The sequence below is a fragment of the Streptomyces sp. ML-6 genome (genome assembly GCF_030116705.1).
GTDB lineage: Bacteria > Actinomycetota > Actinomycetes > Streptomycetales > Streptomycetaceae > Streptomyces.
The window spans coordinates 7,100,698-7,116,919 of the sequence record NZ_JAOTIK010000001.1; the positions used below are offsets into that span (position 1 = coordinate 7,100,698).

At 73.3% G+C, this 16,222-nt stretch carries 12 protein-coding genes; 7 read left to right on the plus strand and 5 right to left on the minus strand.

Annotation, left to right across the window (positions count from 1 at the left end; all coding sequences use genetic code 11):
* Positions 1 to 39 precede the first annotated feature (39 nt).
* Positions 40 to 1,941, minus strand: a complete 1,902-nt coding sequence (locus OCT49_RS31195) for a DUF2264 domain-containing protein (RefSeq protein WP_283855143.1) — start codon at positions 1,939 to 1,941, stop codon at positions 40 to 42.
* 220 nt (positions 1,942 to 2,161) lie between these two features.
* Here OCT49_RS31195 and OCT49_RS31200 point away from each other — a divergent pair, with 220 nt between their 5' ends.
* The 4 genes from OCT49_RS31200 (at position 2,162) to OCT49_RS31215 (ending at position 6,205) form a co-directional block, all read left to right on the plus strand.
* Positions 2,162 to 2,311, plus strand: coding sequence for a hypothetical protein (locus tag OCT49_RS31200; protein ID WP_283855144.1), 150 nt, complete (start codon positions 2,162 to 2,164; stop codon positions 2,309 to 2,311).
* 135 nt (positions 2,312 to 2,446) lie between these two features.
* Positions 2,447 to 4,351, plus strand: coding sequence for a RiPP maturation radical SAM C-methyltransferase (locus tag OCT49_RS31205; protein WP_283855145.1), 1,905 nt, complete (start codon positions 2,447 to 2,449; stop codon positions 4,349 to 4,351).
* Positions 4,348 to 4,953 (plus strand): DUF5825 family protein, encoded by a 606-nt coding sequence (locus OCT49_RS31210; RefSeq protein WP_283855146.1) that lies wholly within the window; start codon positions 4,348 to 4,350, stop codon positions 4,951 to 4,953. Before OCT49_RS31205 ends, OCT49_RS31210 begins: the two co-directional genes overlap by 4 nt.
* A gap of 64 nt (positions 4,954 to 5,017) precedes the next feature.
* Positions 5,018 to 6,205: an MFS transporter gene (locus tag OCT49_RS31215; protein ID WP_283855147.1), complete on the plus strand. Its 1,188-nt coding sequence runs from the start codon at positions 5,018 to 5,020 to the stop codon at positions 6,203 to 6,205.
* A gap of 121 nt (positions 6,206 to 6,326) precedes the next feature.
* On the opposite strand, the gene OCT49_RS31220 is transcribed toward OCT49_RS31215, so the two are convergent.
* Positions 6,327 to 7,856, minus strand: a complete 1,530-nt coding sequence (locus OCT49_RS31220; RefSeq protein WP_283855148.1) for an amino acid permease — start codon at positions 7,854 to 7,856, stop codon at positions 6,327 to 6,329.
* Positions 7,857 to 7,935: 79 nt separating this feature from the next.
* The gene (locus tag OCT49_RS31225) at positions 7,936 to 8,943 is read right to left on the minus strand and encodes a hypothetical protein (RefSeq protein WP_283855149.1); all 1,008 of its coding nucleotides are present in this window, start codon (positions 8,941 to 8,943) and stop codon (positions 7,936 to 7,938) included.
* A gap of 441 nt (positions 8,944 to 9,384) precedes the next feature.
* On the opposite strand from OCT49_RS31225, the gene OCT49_RS31230 reads away from it, so the two are divergent.
* Both OCT49_RS31230 and OCT49_RS31235 read left to right on the plus strand, forming a co-directional pair.
* Positions 9,385 to 10,818 carry an FGGY family carbohydrate kinase gene (locus OCT49_RS31230; protein ID WP_283855150.1) on the plus strand — a complete coding sequence of 478 codons (1,434 nt, stop codon included), beginning with the start codon at positions 9,385 to 9,387 and terminating at the stop codon, positions 10,816 to 10,818.
* A 19-nt stretch (positions 10,819 to 10,837) separates the two neighbouring features.
* A complete protein-coding gene (locus OCT49_RS31235) occupies positions 10,838 to 12,283 on the plus strand; it encodes an FAD-dependent oxidoreductase (RefSeq protein ID WP_349632812.1) in 1,446 nt (481 codons plus the stop codon).
* Here the strand turns inward: OCT49_RS31235 and OCT49_RS31240 are convergent.
* Together OCT49_RS31240 and OCT49_RS31245 are read right to left on the minus strand one after the other, a co-directional pair.
* Positions 12,192 to 12,800, minus strand: a complete 609-nt coding sequence (locus tag OCT49_RS31240; RefSeq protein WP_283855151.1) for a hypothetical protein — start codon at positions 12,798 to 12,800, stop codon at positions 12,192 to 12,194. The genes OCT49_RS31235 and OCT49_RS31240 overlap by 92 nt on opposite strands.
* A gap of 139 nt (positions 12,801 to 12,939) precedes the next feature.
* Positions 12,940 to 13,443 carry a DUF309 domain-containing protein gene (locus tag OCT49_RS31245; protein ID WP_283855152.1) on the minus strand — a complete coding sequence of 168 codons (504 nt, stop codon included), beginning with the start codon at positions 13,441 to 13,443 and terminating at the stop codon, positions 12,940 to 12,942.
* 109 nt (positions 13,444 to 13,552) lie between these two features.
* Here OCT49_RS31245 and OCT49_RS31250 point away from each other — a divergent pair, with 109 nt between their 5' ends.
* Positions 13,553 to 16,186, plus strand: coding sequence for an ATP-binding protein (locus OCT49_RS31250; protein WP_283855153.1), 2,634 nt, complete (start codon positions 13,553 to 13,555; stop codon positions 16,184 to 16,186).
* Positions 16,187 to 16,222: the final 36 nt, after the last annotated feature.

Below are 16,222 nucleotides of genomic sequence, written 5' to 3' on the forward strand. Positions count from 1 at the left end.
GGACGGGGCGCGCGGTCGCCGGACCGCACTCCCCGGAGCTCAGCCGTGCGTGACCGACAGCGGGTCGAGGACGACCCGGGTCGTCGCCGCGTCCTCGGCCCAGCGGACCTCCACCGCGTCCCCGTCCACGGCCACCCCGCTCACCACCGCGTCCAGCGGCGTCGCGCCGGGCTCCGCGGTCAGCGAGCCGAGCGCCACCAGCAGCACCGTGCCCTCCACCGCCGCGGACAGCCGGGGCACCACCGCCCAGGGGGTGTACGCGGTGCCCTGCGGCGCCCGCACCTCGTCCCGGCTCTCCCAGCCGTACAGGCCGTGCAGCGCGGAGACCACCGTGTCGTCGCGGCCGGTCGCCCAGCCGGTCTGCTCCACCCGGGCCCCGGGCGGGGCGCCGACCACCCGGTGCACCCGCAGCTCGTACCGGCCGCGGGCCACGATGACGCTCTCCACGCGCATCCCCGGCACCATCGCCGGACCGGACGTGAACACCGGGCGGTGCCAGGAGGCGGCCCACCCCCAGCCGTCGCCCGCACCCGCGCCCAGCGCGCGGACGACCCGGCGTCCGCTGCGCACCCCGGCGACGACCACGGCCAGATGGTTGTCCGCGACGTTCCCCCGCGCCGTGGGACCGGTCACCGTGGAGTACGACTGCCGGCTGTACAAGGGGTCGTCCTGGACCTGTGCCTCGCCCTCGTGCGGGCGCACGTGGTCGCTGCCGTGGTTGTGCAGCCGTACGATCCCGTCCGCGCGGGTGGACTGGACGAGCAGCCCGGGGGCGGGCAAAGCGAGCACCCGGTCGGGGCCCTCGCTCGGCGCCGGCTCCTCGGTCGCGGTCCACAGCGGGTGGTCCTCGGGGGCGAGCAGCGCGACGAACGCCTTGGACGCCCAGTACGGCGAGGCGGGGCCCGAGTAGTTCTGCAACGACGCCTCGTGCGGGCCGTGCCAGCCCAGGCTCAGCAGCCCGTCCGCACCGGCCGCGCCCCGGTCCAGGAAGTAGCGCAACGCCCCGCTGACCACCCGTCGCGAGGCGCCCGGTGTCAGCGGCGTGTGCCCGGTGACGGCGCCGAGCGCGACCGACGAGGCGGCGGCGAAGCGGTACGGCAGCGAGCGGCCGAAGTGGATCGGCGCGCCGTCGCCGCCGAACATCAGCGAGAAGCCCTCCAGGTGCTCGCGCAGCCGGGCCCCGTAGTGCGCGGACAGCTCCGCGTCGCCCGACAGGTGCGCGTCCAGCACGGGGTAGAGGTGCAGCGCCCAGCCGTTGTAGTGGTCGAAGGAGCGCCCGTCGCCGTCCGCGTACCAGCCGTCTCCCCGGTACCAGCCCTCCAGCAGGTCCAGGGCGCGCTGCTTCGCCCGCGCCGTCACCGCGTCGCCCCGCCCCACGGACTCCAGGAACGCGGCCACGGAGTAGGGGAACAGGTACCAGTTGTTGGGGGCGGGGGTGTGGAGCAGCGCGTCGCGCAGCCACCGCGCGGCACGGTCCTGCACCCCGGGGTCCAGCCGGTCCCACAGCCAGGGGCGGGTCAGCCGCAGCCCGATGGCGACCGAGGCGGACTCGACCATCGGCTGGCCGAAGACGGCGTGGTCGCGGATCAGCGGCCAGGACTCGGCGTCGTCCCGGCCGGGGGCGCGGGTGCCGGCCGCGAGCCCGTCGGCGTACCGGCCGAGCCAGCCGTGCGGGTCCGCGCCGTTCGCGCCCGCCACCCGGAAGGCGGCGGCGAGGAACGTGCGGGCGTAGCCCTCCAGGCCGTCGGAGCGCACCCCGGACACGGACGGCCGGCCCGGCAGGTCCAGCAGCGCGCCGCCCGGGGTGGCCCACCGCCAGGCGGCCCGGAGCAGCCCGTCCGCCGCGGCCTCCCAGTGCGCGCGGGTGTAGCCGGTGTACGGGCCGGCGGTCCGGTCGTCGGCGGGGAGTCCGAGCGGGGAGCCCGGGTGGGGAGCGGTCATGCGGGAGATGCCAGCCTTTCCTGAATCGGATCACTGAATCCTGATCGACTGATCGATAAGGGTCAAGAGATTGATCGAATATGAATCAAAACGGTCAAACGATCATTCGGGGGGGCCGAGCCGTGCCCGTTGCGTACGGGCGGCGGGCACGGCGAACCGGACCGTCCGCGTCCACGTTCCCCAGCCGTCCCGCACGTCCCTCCTTCCCCGGAAGGCACTCTTGCGGTCCCCGGTAACGGTCCCTAACGTCAACGGACTTGAGAGCGAACACGGAGGGGAGGGGCACATGGAGATCAAGAAGGTCGTGGTCCGCGAGGAAGAGGCGAAGAACCGCGAACGGCAGACGATCGAGAAGCGCCCGACGCGCTGAGCCGACGCGTTCCGGCGCAGTCGGCACCCGACGCGACCGGCACGCGGGGGCCGGCCCCGCCGGGGCCGGACCGTGACGACAAGGGCGGACGCGGGGCACGTCCCGGCGTCCGCCCCCGTGCCGTGGGAGGCGCATGTGCGCATACATCTCGTGACCATGCCGTGGCAGCCGCTGGAACTTCCCTCGCTCCAGGTGGGACTGCTGCACGCGCTGCTGAACCGCGTCCGGCCGGACGACGAGGTGAGCGAGTTCCACGGCTCCCTGCGCTGGGCGGAATTCCTGCTCGAACGCTCACATGGGGAGCTGCGGCCCGGCGACCACCTCGCGGTGGGAAGCGAATCGATCTTCGACGGACTCGGGGACTGGGTGTTCTCCGGGGTCCTGTACGGCGATCCCGAATGGGGCGCGGCGCGGCTGAAGGAGTACGCCGCGCGGCGCGGCACCGACATCGGCGCGGCCACCGCGATGCGGGTGCACGCCGCCGACTTCGTCGACGCGAGCGCGAGCGCGATCCTCGACGACGCCCCCGACGTCGTGGGGTTCACCTCCACGTTCATGCAGAACGTCTCCTCGCTGGCGCTCGCCGCGGAACTCAAGCGCCGCCGCCCCTCGCTGACCGTCGTGTTCGGCGGCAGCAACTGCGACGGCCCGATGGGACACGCCCTGCACCGCAACCACCGCTTCGTCGACCACGTCGTGCGCGGCGAGGGGGAGTACGCCCTGCCCGCCCTGCTCGCCCACCTCGACGCGGGCACCGCACCCTTTGACGTGCCCGGCCTGTGCTGGTGGGACGGCGAGGGGGCCCGGGCCAACGAGGAGTCCCGGCGCACCGTCGCACCCGGCGACATCCCCTCGCCCGACTACGACCTCTGGCAGGAGGCCGTCGACACCTCCCCGCTCGCGGAGTACGTCCACCCGAAACTGGTCGTGGAGGGAGCCCGCGGCTGCTGGTGGGGCGAGAAGCACCACTGCACCTTCTGCGGCCTCAACGGATCGGCGATGACCTTCCGCGCCAAGACCGGGGACCGCCTCTGGGCCGAGGTCGACCGCCTGGTCCGGCGGCACCGCATCCTGGACGTCGTCACCGTCGACAACATCATCGACATGGCGTACTTCAAGGACTTCCTCCCGCTCGCCGCCGACAGCGGCTGGGACCTGCGCATGCACTACGAGGTCAAGTCCAACCTCACCGCCGGGCAGCTGGAACTGCTCGCCCGGGCCGGCTCGGTCCACATCCAGCCCGGCATCGAGAGCCTCAACAACAAGGCCCTGGACCTCATGGACAAGGGGGTCAGCGGCGCCCGCAACGTCCGCACCCTCCGCGAGTGCGAGAACCACTCCCTCACCTGCTCCTGGAACTACCTGTACGGCTTCCCCGGCGAGACCGCCGAGGACTACGCCCCCGTCATCGCCCAGATGCCGGCCCTCGTCCACCTCCAGCCGCCCGGCGGCGCCCACCGCATCCAACTGGAGCGGTTCAGCCCCAACTTCGCCGACCCCGCGCTGGGCTTCCACCGGCGGGCACCCGCCGAGATGTACCAGCACGTCTACGACCTGCCCGAGAGCGAACTGGCCGACCTGGTCTACCTCTTCGACACCCCGCCCGCCGGCATCGGCGGCGAGACCGAGGCCCGGCTCAAGGCCGCGGCACGCGACTGGTACACCGGCCACCCCACCTCCACCCTGGTCATGGAACAGCCCGGGGCGGCGGACGGCGAGGAAGTGCTCCTCGTCCACGACCGACGGCACGGCTGGCCGGAGCGCACCCACCGGCTGACCGGCTGGCGGGCCGCCGCCCTCCGCCACCTGGAGGCGGGCCGCACCCCCACCGCCCTGCACCGGCTGCTCACCGCCGACGGAAACCCGCCGTCCACCGGGGCCCTCGACGTGTGGCTCGGCGAAGCGGTCGCCCTGGGGCTCCTCTTCGACGACGGGCGGACCCACGTGGCCCTGCCCACCTGGCACGTCCCGGTCCGCTCCGTCGACCGCGCCCCGGGCCCGGACGACAACCCGCACCAGGAAGAGAGGGCCACCGGATGAGCCCCCTGCCCGCACCCCCGGCCCGACCCGCCCCCGCCCTGCCCACCGGACAGGTGCCGCACCGCGTCCGGGGACGGCTGGTGACGGTGGACGAACCCCTCCGACTGGGCTCGGGCGGCCACCGCGCCGCGGCACAGGTCCGGTTCCTGCGCGAGTGCCAGAGCCACGACCTCGTCGTGCGATGGTTCCCGGCCACCGACGACCCCCTGTTCACCGGGTCCGCGCGGGAAGTCTCCGCGACGGCCGGCCTGCTGCGCCACCTGCCCGCCCCCGCCCCGCTGCCCGAAGAGCCGCCGGCCCTCGCCGAATGGCGGGAACGCCACGCCTACGGACAGCTCTACCACCGGAACGGACCGGACTTCGTGACCGTCATGGACCGCCGGGACCCCTCGGCCGCGGCCCGCTTCACGATCGACGACCCCGACCTGCTCGCCACGTTCCGCACCCTCCAGGACGCCACCGAGGTGGCCGGCCTGGACGCGACCGGCCGCGAGGCGGTGGACCTGCTGGCCGGGGAACGCCTCGCACGGGTGACCGACGGCTGGGCGGTGGCGCTGCCGCCGCGCATCCGGCGGTGGCCCGTCCCCTGCTCCGACATCTGAGCGGATGGAGCAGCCGCCCCGACTCCCTTCACCCGCCCGCGCCGGGGGACCGGTACGTCCCCTGTTGCGCCACCGCCCCTTCCTGCTGCTGTGCGGGGAACAGATCGCCAGCTCCGTGGGACGCCAGGTCACCACCCTGGCGCTCGCACTGATCGCCGTGACCCGGCTGGACGCGGGACCGTTCGGCGCCTCCGCGCTGATGGCGCTGAGCTATCTCCCCGGGGCGCTCCTCAGCCCGTTCGCCGGTCTGCTCGTCGACCGGGCCCGGCTGCGCGCCCTGACGGTCCTGCTCACCGTCCTCCAGACGCTCGTGGTCGGCTCGGTGCCCCTGGCGGCCGCCCTGGACCGGCTCGGCCTGCCCCAGCTGTACGTCGTGGCCACCGTCTCCGGCGCGCTGACCTCCATGCTCGCCGTCGCCCTCCAGGCGGCTCTGCCCCGGGTCGTGCACCCCGGACAACTGCTGTCCGCCAACTCCGCGCTGACCGGCGCCCGCACCACCGGACAGATCGGCGGCCCCGCCCTGGGCGGAGTGCTGGTGGGCCTGACCGGCGCGTCGACGGCACTACTGGCCGCCTGCACGGCGTACGGCGTCGAGGCCCTGCTGCTCCTCGCGCTCCCCGCCGCCCTCGACACCCCCGCCGAACACCGCCGCCCGCGACCGGGCTCCCGGACGGCCGCACTGCGCGGCGGACTGGCGGTGGTGCGCGGCGAACGGCTGCTGCGCCGACAGGTGCTCGCCGGGGCCGGATTCAACCTCGGCAGCGGGGCGGCCGACGCGCTCTTCGTGCTGTACGCCACCCGCGATCTGGGGCTGCCCCCCTGGCAGTTGGGCACGGTCTACGCCGCGTTCAGCGTCGCCACCGTCCTCGGGGTGCTGCTGGCGAGGCGGTTCGCCACCACGACGGGACTGGCCGCGGCGACCCGGATCTGCGCGGTGGTCGCCGCCCTCGCGATCTTCCTGATCCCGGCCGCCTCGCTGCTGCCGGCCTTCCCAACGCTGCTCGGGTACCAGTTCGTCTTCGGCCTCGCGGCCACGGTCTGGGCCATCTCCATGACCACCACCCAGCAGCTGATCACACCGCCCGAACTCCAGGGCCGGGTCGCCGGGGTCGTCCAGGCCGCCCTCACCGTCACGGTGCCGGTCGGCGCGCTCGGCGGCGGGGCGCTGGCCGCCTGGCTGGGCAACGTACCGGTGCTCACGGGCGGGGCGACGGTGGCGCTGCTGGCCGCCGCCCGCCTCTGGGCGCGGTGAGGGACGCCCCGGTGCCCCGCCGCACCCGGCCCCGCACACGCCTCGGCCCTCCCCGGTCGCCGACCGCGGCCTGTCGTGCACCGCGCGCCGTGACCCGGGAGGGCCGGAGGAGAGGGGAAGGTCAGACGATGCCTTCCTCGATCTCCGCCTGCTCGCGGGCGTTGCCGTACGCCGACGGCGTGCTGTACGAACGGCGGGCGACGAACCACCAGACGGTGGCCAGGACCAGCACCGCGATCAGCGCGATCGACGCGTAGTTCATCGAGTCGACCGTCACCGGCGACGACTGCGGCAGCAGGAACAGCACGGTCACGAAGGCCACCCACACGACGGCGATCCAGCCGATCGGCTTGCTCCAGCGGCCCAGGTGCCAGGGACCGCGCTCGAAGCGGCTGCCGGAGCGCAGCTTCAGGAAGATCGGGATCGCGTAGGCGGGCGTGATGCCGATGACGTTGATCGCGGTCACCGCGCCGTACGCGGTGGCGGAGTACAGCGACGGCAGCGCGAGCACACCGGCGACGGCGACCGACAGCCACACCGCGTTGACCGGGGTCTGGGTGCGCGCGCTCACCTTGTGCCACAGCGCCGAGCCCGGCAGGGCGTTGTCACGGCTGAACGCGAACACCATCCGGCTGGCGGCGGCGACCTCGGCGTTGCCGCAGAACAGCTGCGCCGCGATCACGATCAGGAGCAGGGCGGTGGCCCCGGAGGTGCCCAGCGCGTCGATCATGATCTGGGCGGGCGGGACGCCGGTGGCGCTCTCCTGGGCACCGACGTAGTCCTGGATCGCGAAGGTCAGTCCGGCGAGCAGGACGAAACCGGCGATCCAGGAGACCCAGATCGCCCGGACGATGCCCTTGGCGGCCGTCACCGAGGCGTTCGAGGTCTCCTCCGACAGGTGGGCCGAGGCGTCGTAACCGCAGAAGGTGTATTGCGCGAGCAACAACCCGATCGCCGCGACGTACAACGGGTTCTCCCAGCCCGTGTTGTTGACGAACTCGGTGAAGACGAACGACGGCGACTGGTGATTCGAGGGCACGATCGCGAGCACGGCGACGATCACACCGACACCGATGAGGTGCCACCACACACTGATGGAGTTGAGCACGCTGACGAGACGGACGCCGAAGAGGTTCAGCACCGCGTGCAGCAGCAGGATGCAGAGGAAGATGATCATCGTCTTGCCCGGTGTGGGGGTGAATCCCCACTGCAGGTTCATCAGTGCGCCGGTGAACAGCGCGGCACCATAGTCGATGCCCGCGATCGCGCCCAGCAGACCCAGCAGATTCAGCCAGCCCGTGTACCAGCCCCACTTGCGGCCGCCGAGCCGGTCGGCCATGTAGTACAACGCCCCCGAGGTCGGGTAGGCACTGGTGACCTCGGCGAGCGCCATGCCGACGCAGAGGACGAAGAGACCGACACCGGCCCAGCCCCAGAGCATCACCGCCGGGCCACCCGTGGACATGCCGAAGCCGTACAGGGTCATGCAGCCGGACAGGATCGAGATGACGGAGAAGCTGATGGCGAAGTTGCCGAAGCCTCCCATGCGACGGGCGAGCACCGGCTGGTAGCCGAGTTCGCGCAGCCGTTCCTCCTCGTCCACCGGATGGGAAACCTCCGCACCCGACTTGGCCGGGGTGGATATGGACATCGGGAAAACCTCCATGAGCGGGATGAACAGAAACAAAAAAGGGACGGTTCCGGCAGGAGCGGCGTCGCGGCGCGACGGATCAGCCGCGCGACCTCCGGCCCGGGGTGCGGGAAGCGGCGAGGCAGCGGCTGCGGGCGCGCAGGAAGACATCCTCCGCGTCTCCCGGCGACTTGCCCCCACGGGTGCGGTACGCCCAGGGAACCGAGGTGAAGTAGGGGCCGAGCTCCTCGAACACCGCGGCGGCGTCGGCGAACTGGAGGGCACCCCACAGGGCATGGGCCAGATAATTCAGGTCGAGCAGGGAGTGGGAGATCGGAGCCGTGCGCCGGAACCAGAGCTCCAGCGCGCGAACGGCGTCCCGCTCGGCGTCCTCGGTGACCCAGTGGAGGTCGAGTGCCTTCTCGTGGCCCTGCTCGCGACGGTAGCGCTCGACCCGCACATACAGGGGAAGCACATGCAGCGCGGAACCCTCGGGGGCCGAAGAGGCCGCCCACTGAACGAAGTTGAACGCCTCGGAGAGGCTCCCGCCGGCCTTTCGCGCGTACACGAACTGGAGCATCCGGTGGTAGGCCTCGCGGTTGTACGGGTCGCGCTTGTCGGCCTCCGCCAGCAGCCCCCACGGGCCCGGGAACAGCATCGGTCCCGGCGGGTGCAGCCGGTGCTCCTCCAACTGCTGCCGCTCGTCGAGCTGGGACAGGGCCAGCAGGCACACCCACGGCACCGGGTCGGTGGGGGAGGCGTTCGCGGCCGACCGGCAGGCCGTCCAGGCGTCCTGCCACAGCTCCCGGGCGCGGTGGTGGCCCTCGCGGTGGGCCCGTACGGCACGCTCGACGACGACGCGGGCGTGCATCACCGCGGCGGCGATGCTCCGGGGCTCCTCGGACAGCCATGCCTGCACCGCGTCCGAACCGGCGGCAACCGCGCCGAGCACCTGGGTGCGCTGGGTCCACAGGGTCCAGTCCGGGGTGCTCTCCAGCAGACTCCGCATGGACAACCAGCGCCCGGTGCGCAAATCCTGTAAGGCGACACGTAAATCGTTGTCGTGGCCGGCCGGATGGTAAACCGGCCGGAAATCACTGTTGGCCATGGACTCGCCCTGTCCCCGTGCGACGGGACGGCATGTGACGGATGGAAGTTCTTTTCAGCACGTCACGCAACCCGGCGGCATGGCACTCGTGCGGAAGCGGGAGGACCGGGAATCGGCGCCCCGGTTCTCGGCGAAAGGTGTCGGTCTCATCAATCCTCAAGGACGTGGGGGGTGAAGCAGCTGTTGAAAAACGAACTGCTCGAAAGCGTCCGGTTGTTGCTCGGCGGTGAGTGTAGAGGCAGTTGCCCCGCTCTTCGGACCGATTCGCGGATCTTACTCAAGTGACACGAATCCCATGGACGTTGACCGGCACCCCGAATGTTCCGGACACGGGGCCGTTCGGCCCTTGACGTACGCGGTGGTCTGCACCACTCTGGGCGGCGCAGTTCAAAGATCACGATTCCGTTCAAGCCGCAGAGCTTCCGCACAGCTGGAGTGTCGATGACAGGCCCGGTACTCGCTGTGGACCAGGGGACATCGGGGACGAAGGCGCTGGTGATCTGCCCCGAGCGCGGCGTGATCGGTTCCGCTTCGGTGCCGGTGACGACCCGTCACGGCGCCGGGGGAGCGGTGGAGGCGGATCCCGGCGAACTCCTCGGTTCGGTCGTCGAGGCAGGCCGCCGGGCCTTGCAGGAAGCGGCCGAACCGGTTGTCGCCGTCGGCCTCGCCAACCAGGGTGAGACGGTGCTCGCCTGGGACCCGGACACCGGGCGCCCGCTCACCGACGCGATCGTCTGGCAGGACCGGAGATCCGCCCCGATCTGCGACGAACTATCCTCCCGCGACGAGGAGTTGACCCGGCTCACCGGACTGCCCCTCGACCCGTACTTCGCCGCCCCCAAGATGGCCTGGATCCGCCGGGAACTGACCCGCGAGGGCGTCGTCACCACCAGCGACTCCTGGCTGGTCCACCAGCTGACCGGCGCGTTCGTGACGGACGCGGCGACCGCGGGCCGCACCCAGCTGCTCGACCTGGACCGGGCCGCCTGGTCGCCCGAGGCCCTGGACGCCTTCGGCCTGGCCGACGAACGCCTCCCCGCCGTCGTCGACTGCGACGGCACGGTCGGCACGACGACCGCCTTCGGCGCCGAACTCCCGCTGACCGGCCTCATCGTCGACCAGCAGGCCGCCCTCCTCGCCCAGAACGCGCTGGACCCGGGCAACGCCAAGTGCACCTACGGAACGGGCGCGTTCCTGCTCGCCCAGACCGGAACCGCCCCGCGCCGCGGCTCCACCGGACTGGTCAGCTGCGTCGCCTGGCGGCTCGGCGGCACCACGAACTACTGCCTCGACGGGCAGGTCTACACCGCCGCGTCCGCCGTCGACTGGCTCACCGGCCTCGGGGTGATCTCCGGCGCGGCCGACCTCGACCCGGTCGGCTCCGGCGTCCCCGACTCCGGCGGCGTCACCTTCGTACCGGCACTCGCCGGCCTCGCCGCCCCCTGGTGGCGCGGCGACCTGCGCGGATCGGTGACCGGCCTCGGCCTCGACACCACCGCCGGACACCTGGCCCGCGCCCTGTGCGAAGGCATCGCGGCGCAGGTGGTCGAACTTGCCGAGGCGGTCGCCACCGACTTGGGCTCCCCGCTGACCTCGCTCCGCGTCGACGGCGGCCTGACCCGCTCCGCGCTGCTCATGCAGACCCAGGCCGACCTGCTGCAACGCCCCGTCGAGGTGTCCGCCCTGCCCGACGTCACCGCACTCGGCGTCGGAGCCGTCGCCCGGCTCGGCCTCGATCCGCGACTGCCGCTCCGCCAGGCCGTGCCCGCATGGAAACCCGCCGCCGTGTACGAACCCCGGATCGGCGCCGACGAGGCGGCCGAACGGCTCGGCCGGTTCCGGGCGGCCGTACAGACCCTCCTGGACCATGCCTGACCCGTACGGAAACCGCGCGATGCCTCCCACGACCACGACGACCGGCCCCCTGCCGGCCGACGGCCCGCCCTACGACGTGACCGTCGTCGGCGCGGGCGTCGTCGGCACCGCCATCGCCCGCGAACTCGCCCGCCACCGCCTGCGCATCGCGCTCCTCGACGCCTCGGACGACATCGGCAACGCCACGTCCAAGGCCAACACCGCCATCCTGCACACCGGTTTCGACGCCGTCCCCGGATCCCTGGAGGCCCGGCCCGTACGCGAGGGACAGCACCTGCTCCGCACGTACGCGGCCGGGGCGAACATCCCCGTCGAACGCGTCGGAGCGCTCCTCGTCGCCTGGGACGAGGAACAACTGGCCGTGCTCCCCGCCCTGTTGGCCAAGGCCGTGCGCAACGAATACCACGCGGCCCGCCTCCTGGACGCGGAGGAACTGTACGCCCGCGAACCCCGCCTGGGCCCCGGCGCCCGCGAACGTCCCCGCAGCGCCCGCCTCGTCCCCGGCAGCCGCCCGCCCGGCGTCTACACCACCGGCGAACTCCAGCAGGCCGTCCACCTGTACCGGCAGCGGATCGGAACCCGGGCGGTCGTCGTCGGCGACGAGCCCGTCGGCCGCGCCGCGGTCGACACCCTGCGCGTGGCCGGTGCGGACGTCGTCGCCGTGGTCACCGACCGGCCGCACTCCCGGCTCGCCGCCCTGACCCGGAGCGCGAACCACCCCCCGGTCCTCGACGACACCACCATCACCGCGCTGACCGGCCGACAACGCCTCACCGGAGTGGCGGTGCGCCACCGCGACGGCCGGACCACCACCCTGCGCTGCGACACCGTCGTCTTCACCGGGAACTGGATCCCCGACCACGAACTGGCCCGCCGCGGCGCGATCACCCTGGACCCCGGCACCCGCGGTCCGGCGTACGACGCCGCCCACCGCACGACGAGGAACGGGGTCTTCGCCGTCGGCAACCTGCTGCACGGCGTGGAGAGCGCCGCCTTCGCCGCGGCCGAGGGCCGGGCCGTCGCCGCACCCCTGCTGCGCCACCTGGCCCCGGGGACGCCCACCCGTCACGGTCGCGGCCCCACTGCACTGGGTCGCGCCGAACCTCGTCGGGCCCGACGGCGACGCCCCGACGCACGGCCGCTTCAGCCTGCGCACCACCCGGCGGCTGTCCTCGCCCCTGCTCGTCGTCCGGCAGGGCGGCCGGATGCTCCACCGGCAGCGGCTGCTGCGGCCGGCCGTACCGGGCCTCCCGTTCCACCTGCGCGCCCACTGGCTCGACCGGGTCGATCCGGGCGGCGGAACCGTACGGATCGAAGCGAACTGACAAGGAGTCAGGAATTTCGGGACGCCGGATGGCCGGGAGACCGGGGAGTCAGGGAATCAGCAGCCAGTCCGAACCGATCGCCGCCACCAGGCCGAGGGCCAGCAGCCAACTGCCGAGCCGAGTACGGCCGTTCCTGCTGAGCTCGATCACGATCCCGCACAGGATCAGCGCGAGCCCGTACACCCCCACCACCAGCACGGACGACCGGCTGGCGATCCGCAGCACGAGGACCACCGCCATCGCGGCCATGCCCACCGCCGACAACACCATCCGCAGCCGCCGCGCCTGGCGCGGAGTCAGCCTCCGGCCGGCGTCTTCGCCGGCGCCCTCGTCCCCGTCGTCGAGGCCCTCGTCGGTGTCCTCCTCCGGGTCCGCCGCGGGAGCCGGTCCGCCGACCGCTCCGCGACCCGCTGCGGGGGTCTTCCCGTCGGCTTTTCCCTCAGCCTTTTCGGTGGTCTTTTCGGCGGCCGCCCCGGGGCCCCCGGCGGGAGCCCCTTCGCCGACTGCCCGGGGGGCCGGCGCGGAAGGCGCCCCGTCGGCCTTCGCGGGAGCCGCCCCGTCGGCCGGCTTCGTGGCGGCCCCCGAGCCGTCCCCGGATTCGTCCTTGGCGTCCGGTATCGGGGCATCCACGGCCCGCTCCTGGTCAGAAGTGCTCATGACGCGCGATCGTAATGGTTGCGGGCCGCCCTGTTCACCGCTCCCGGCAACGCACGGCGGACGGCACGGCCGGCCTACGACGCGGACGCGACGCGCGCCGGCCGCATCCCCGCCCCCGCCGGCACGCCCCGCGACCGGCCTACCTGCCCGGCCCCCGCAGACGCGGCGCCTCGGCGGCGGCGTCGACGGGCCCGGCCCCGGACGCCTCCCCGGCCGCCACCCGGCCGGCCAGTTCCCCGGCCCAGCCGACCAGCCCGCCGACGTCGAGCCCGTACGGGCGGTCCGGTACGAACGGGGCGAGCGCCGCCGCCCCGCGCCGCAACAGCCGGGCCCCGCCCGTCGCGTTGCCCCGGGCCGCGTGCGTCAGCCCCACGGCCAGCTGCGCCAGCCCCCGCCACAGCTCCCGCTCCGCCCGCACACCCGACTTCCACGCGTCCTCGAACACCTCGTGCGCATGGAAGGGCATGCCCGCGTCCAGCAGCCGCTGGGCCTCCCGCACCGTCCCCTCGGGCGTACGGACCACGCCCTCGGGCTGTCGTTCGATGCCCGCCGCCCCACGGGGGAGGGGGCGCCCCAGCCCGTCACGGGGACGCGCGTTGCGCGCCCGGCCCTCGGCGTCCCGGTCCCTGCGAGTCTCGTCCACCCCACGATTGTGCCCCGCACCTGCGGTGAACTGTCGGAACCACTGTCCGTCGACCCTTGTGCACGACTAGTGTCGAAACCAATCCGTACCACCCTAGGGGAGGGTAGGCATGAAGCCGTCCCGGCCGCTGTACGAGCGTGAACCGGAACTTGCCGCTGCCGCACAGGCCGTGGACGCCCTATGCGGCGCCCAGGCCGTCGGAGGACTGCTGATCTTCAGCGGCGAGGCGGGCATCGGCAAGACAGCACTGCTCGGCGAGATCCGGGCCATGGCCGCCGACCGATGCACGATCTGGTCCGCACGCGGCGGCGAAACGGTCACGTCCGTGCCGTTCCACGTCGTGCGCCAACTGCTGCAGCCCGCGCTCGACCAACTGCCGCCCGACGAGATGCGCGCCCTGTTCGGGACCTGGTACGAGATCGCCGCGCCCGCCCTCGGCCTCGCCGAGCCGAGCGGCCCGCAGCCGGACCCGCAAGGCGTGCGCGACGGCCTGGACTTCGTCGTCTCCCGGCTCGCGTCCCGGGTCAGCCACCGCCCGCTGCTGCTCATCGTCGACGACGCGCACTGGGCGGACGGCGAATCCCTCGCCTGGCTCGCCTCGTTCACCGCCCGCCTCGGCGAACTCCCCGTCCTGGTCGTCCAGGCCCACCGCCCGGAGGAGCTGGCGGCGCGGCTGAAGGAGAGCGGACCGGGCAGCAGCCACCCGTCCCAGGTACGGGTCGCGCTGCGCGCCCTCACCCCGGACGCCACCGCCGAACTGGTCCGCGCGGCCCTCGGCGAACACGCCGACGACCCGTTCTGCCGCGAGGTGTGGGCCGTCACCGGCGGCAACCCCTACGAGGCCGTCGAACTCGTCGCCAAGGTGCAGGACCGCGAGCTGGTGCCGCTGGAGGAGTCGGCCGGGCTGCTGCGCGAACTCGGCGCCTCCGCCCGCGGCAGCGGCCTCGTCGCCCGGCTCGAACGGCTCGGGACCAATGCCAACCGCTTCGCCTGGGCCGCCGCCGTACTCGGCACGGAGATCTCGCAGAACCTCGCGGCCACCCTCGCCGGCATGAGCCCGGCCGAGGCCGCCGACTGCACGGAGCGGCTGCGCGAGGCCCGCATCGTCACCGGCTTCGACCCGATGGAGTTCGTCCACCCGCTGATCGCGAGCGCGGTGTACCGCTCCATCCCGCCGGCCACCCGCACCGCCATGCACGGCCGGGCCGCGTGGGCGATCACCCGGGCCGGACTCGGCGCCGCCGCGGCCTCCCGGCACCTGCTCGAAGTGCACCCGGACGACGACCAGGAACTGGTCGGCCAACTCCGCGAAGCGGCCCGGCAGCACCTCGCGGTCGGCGCCCCGGACGCCGCCCGCCGCTGCCTCGAACGCGCCCTGGAGGAACCGCCGAGCCCGCAGGCGAAGGCCACCCTGCTGTACGAACTGGGCTGCGCCACCCTGCTCAGCTCCCCGGCCACCACCGTCCAGCACCTGCGCGCGGCCCTCGACATGCCCGGCCTCGACGAGGAGCGGCGGATCGACGCCACCTACCGCCTCGCGGCCGCGCACTCCCACAACAACCAGCTGAAGGAAGCGGCCCTCGCCCTCGCGGCGGAGGCCGCGCGCACCGCCCCCGGCCCCGGCCTGATGCGGCTGCAGGCCGGAGCCTTCCTCTGGGAGGGCATGCAGGCCACCGAGGACGACGGCCCCGGCCGCTCCGCCCGGCTCGCCCGCAACGCCGATCACCTCCACGGCCGCGACAACGCCGAGCGCGCCCTGCTCACCATCCGCGCCTTCGACGCCATGCTGCGCGGCGAGAACGCCCAGCTCGTCGTCGACCTCTGCGAACGTGCCCTGGTCGACGGCCACCCCGCCCGGGGACTGGGCTGGACGGACGCGGAATGGGGCTTCGAGCTGCCGACCCTCGTCGGCATCACCTACGCCTTCACCGACCAGCTCGACCGGGCCGAACAGCTCTTCGGCGAGGCCGTCCGCGCCTTCGAGATCTCCGGCTGGAGCGGCGCGCACCTCGCGTTCGCCCACACCCTGCTCGGACTTGTCCACCGGCGTCGCGGACGGCTGGCCGAGGCCGAGGGCTTCCTCCGCGAGGGGCTGCGCCTGGCCGACCGCGTCGGCAGCGGACTGCCCGTCCACTGGGACGCGGCCTGTCTGCTCATCGACACGCTCCTCGCCCGCGGCCGCGTCAAGGAGGCCCGCGAGATCGCCGACCGCTACGCCTTCGGATCGCCCTACCCCAGCGCGATGGTCCTCCCCGACGGCCCGTGCGTGCGCGGTCGGCTGCTGCTGGCCGAAGGCCGTACGAAGGAGGCGATCTCCGAACTGGAGGCGGCGGGCCAGGCACTCGAACCCCGGGGCAGGTTCAACGGGGTGTGGGCGCCCTGGGCCGGTGACCTCGCCCGCGCACTGGCCGAGGAGGACCCGGAGCGCGCGGCCCGACTCGCCGCGACGGCCCGGACGCACGCCGAGCGCTTCGGCACGGACACCGCCATCGGCGATGCCCTGCGCTGCGTCGCCCTCTTCGCGGAACCCGAGGACGCCACCCATCTGCTCGCCGAATCCGTCCGGCACCTGGAGTCATCCCCGTCGGCGTACGAGCACGCGCTCGCCCTCGTCGACTACGGCATCGCGATCCGCTCGCCGCGCGAACTCGCCAGGGCCCAGAAACTGGCCACCGCGTGCGGCGCCGAATCCCTGGCGAACCGTGCCCACCAGGCACGGGCGTCGATCCGGTCCTCGGAGTGAGGTAATGTTTGTCCTGCGCGGTCACCCGGGAACACC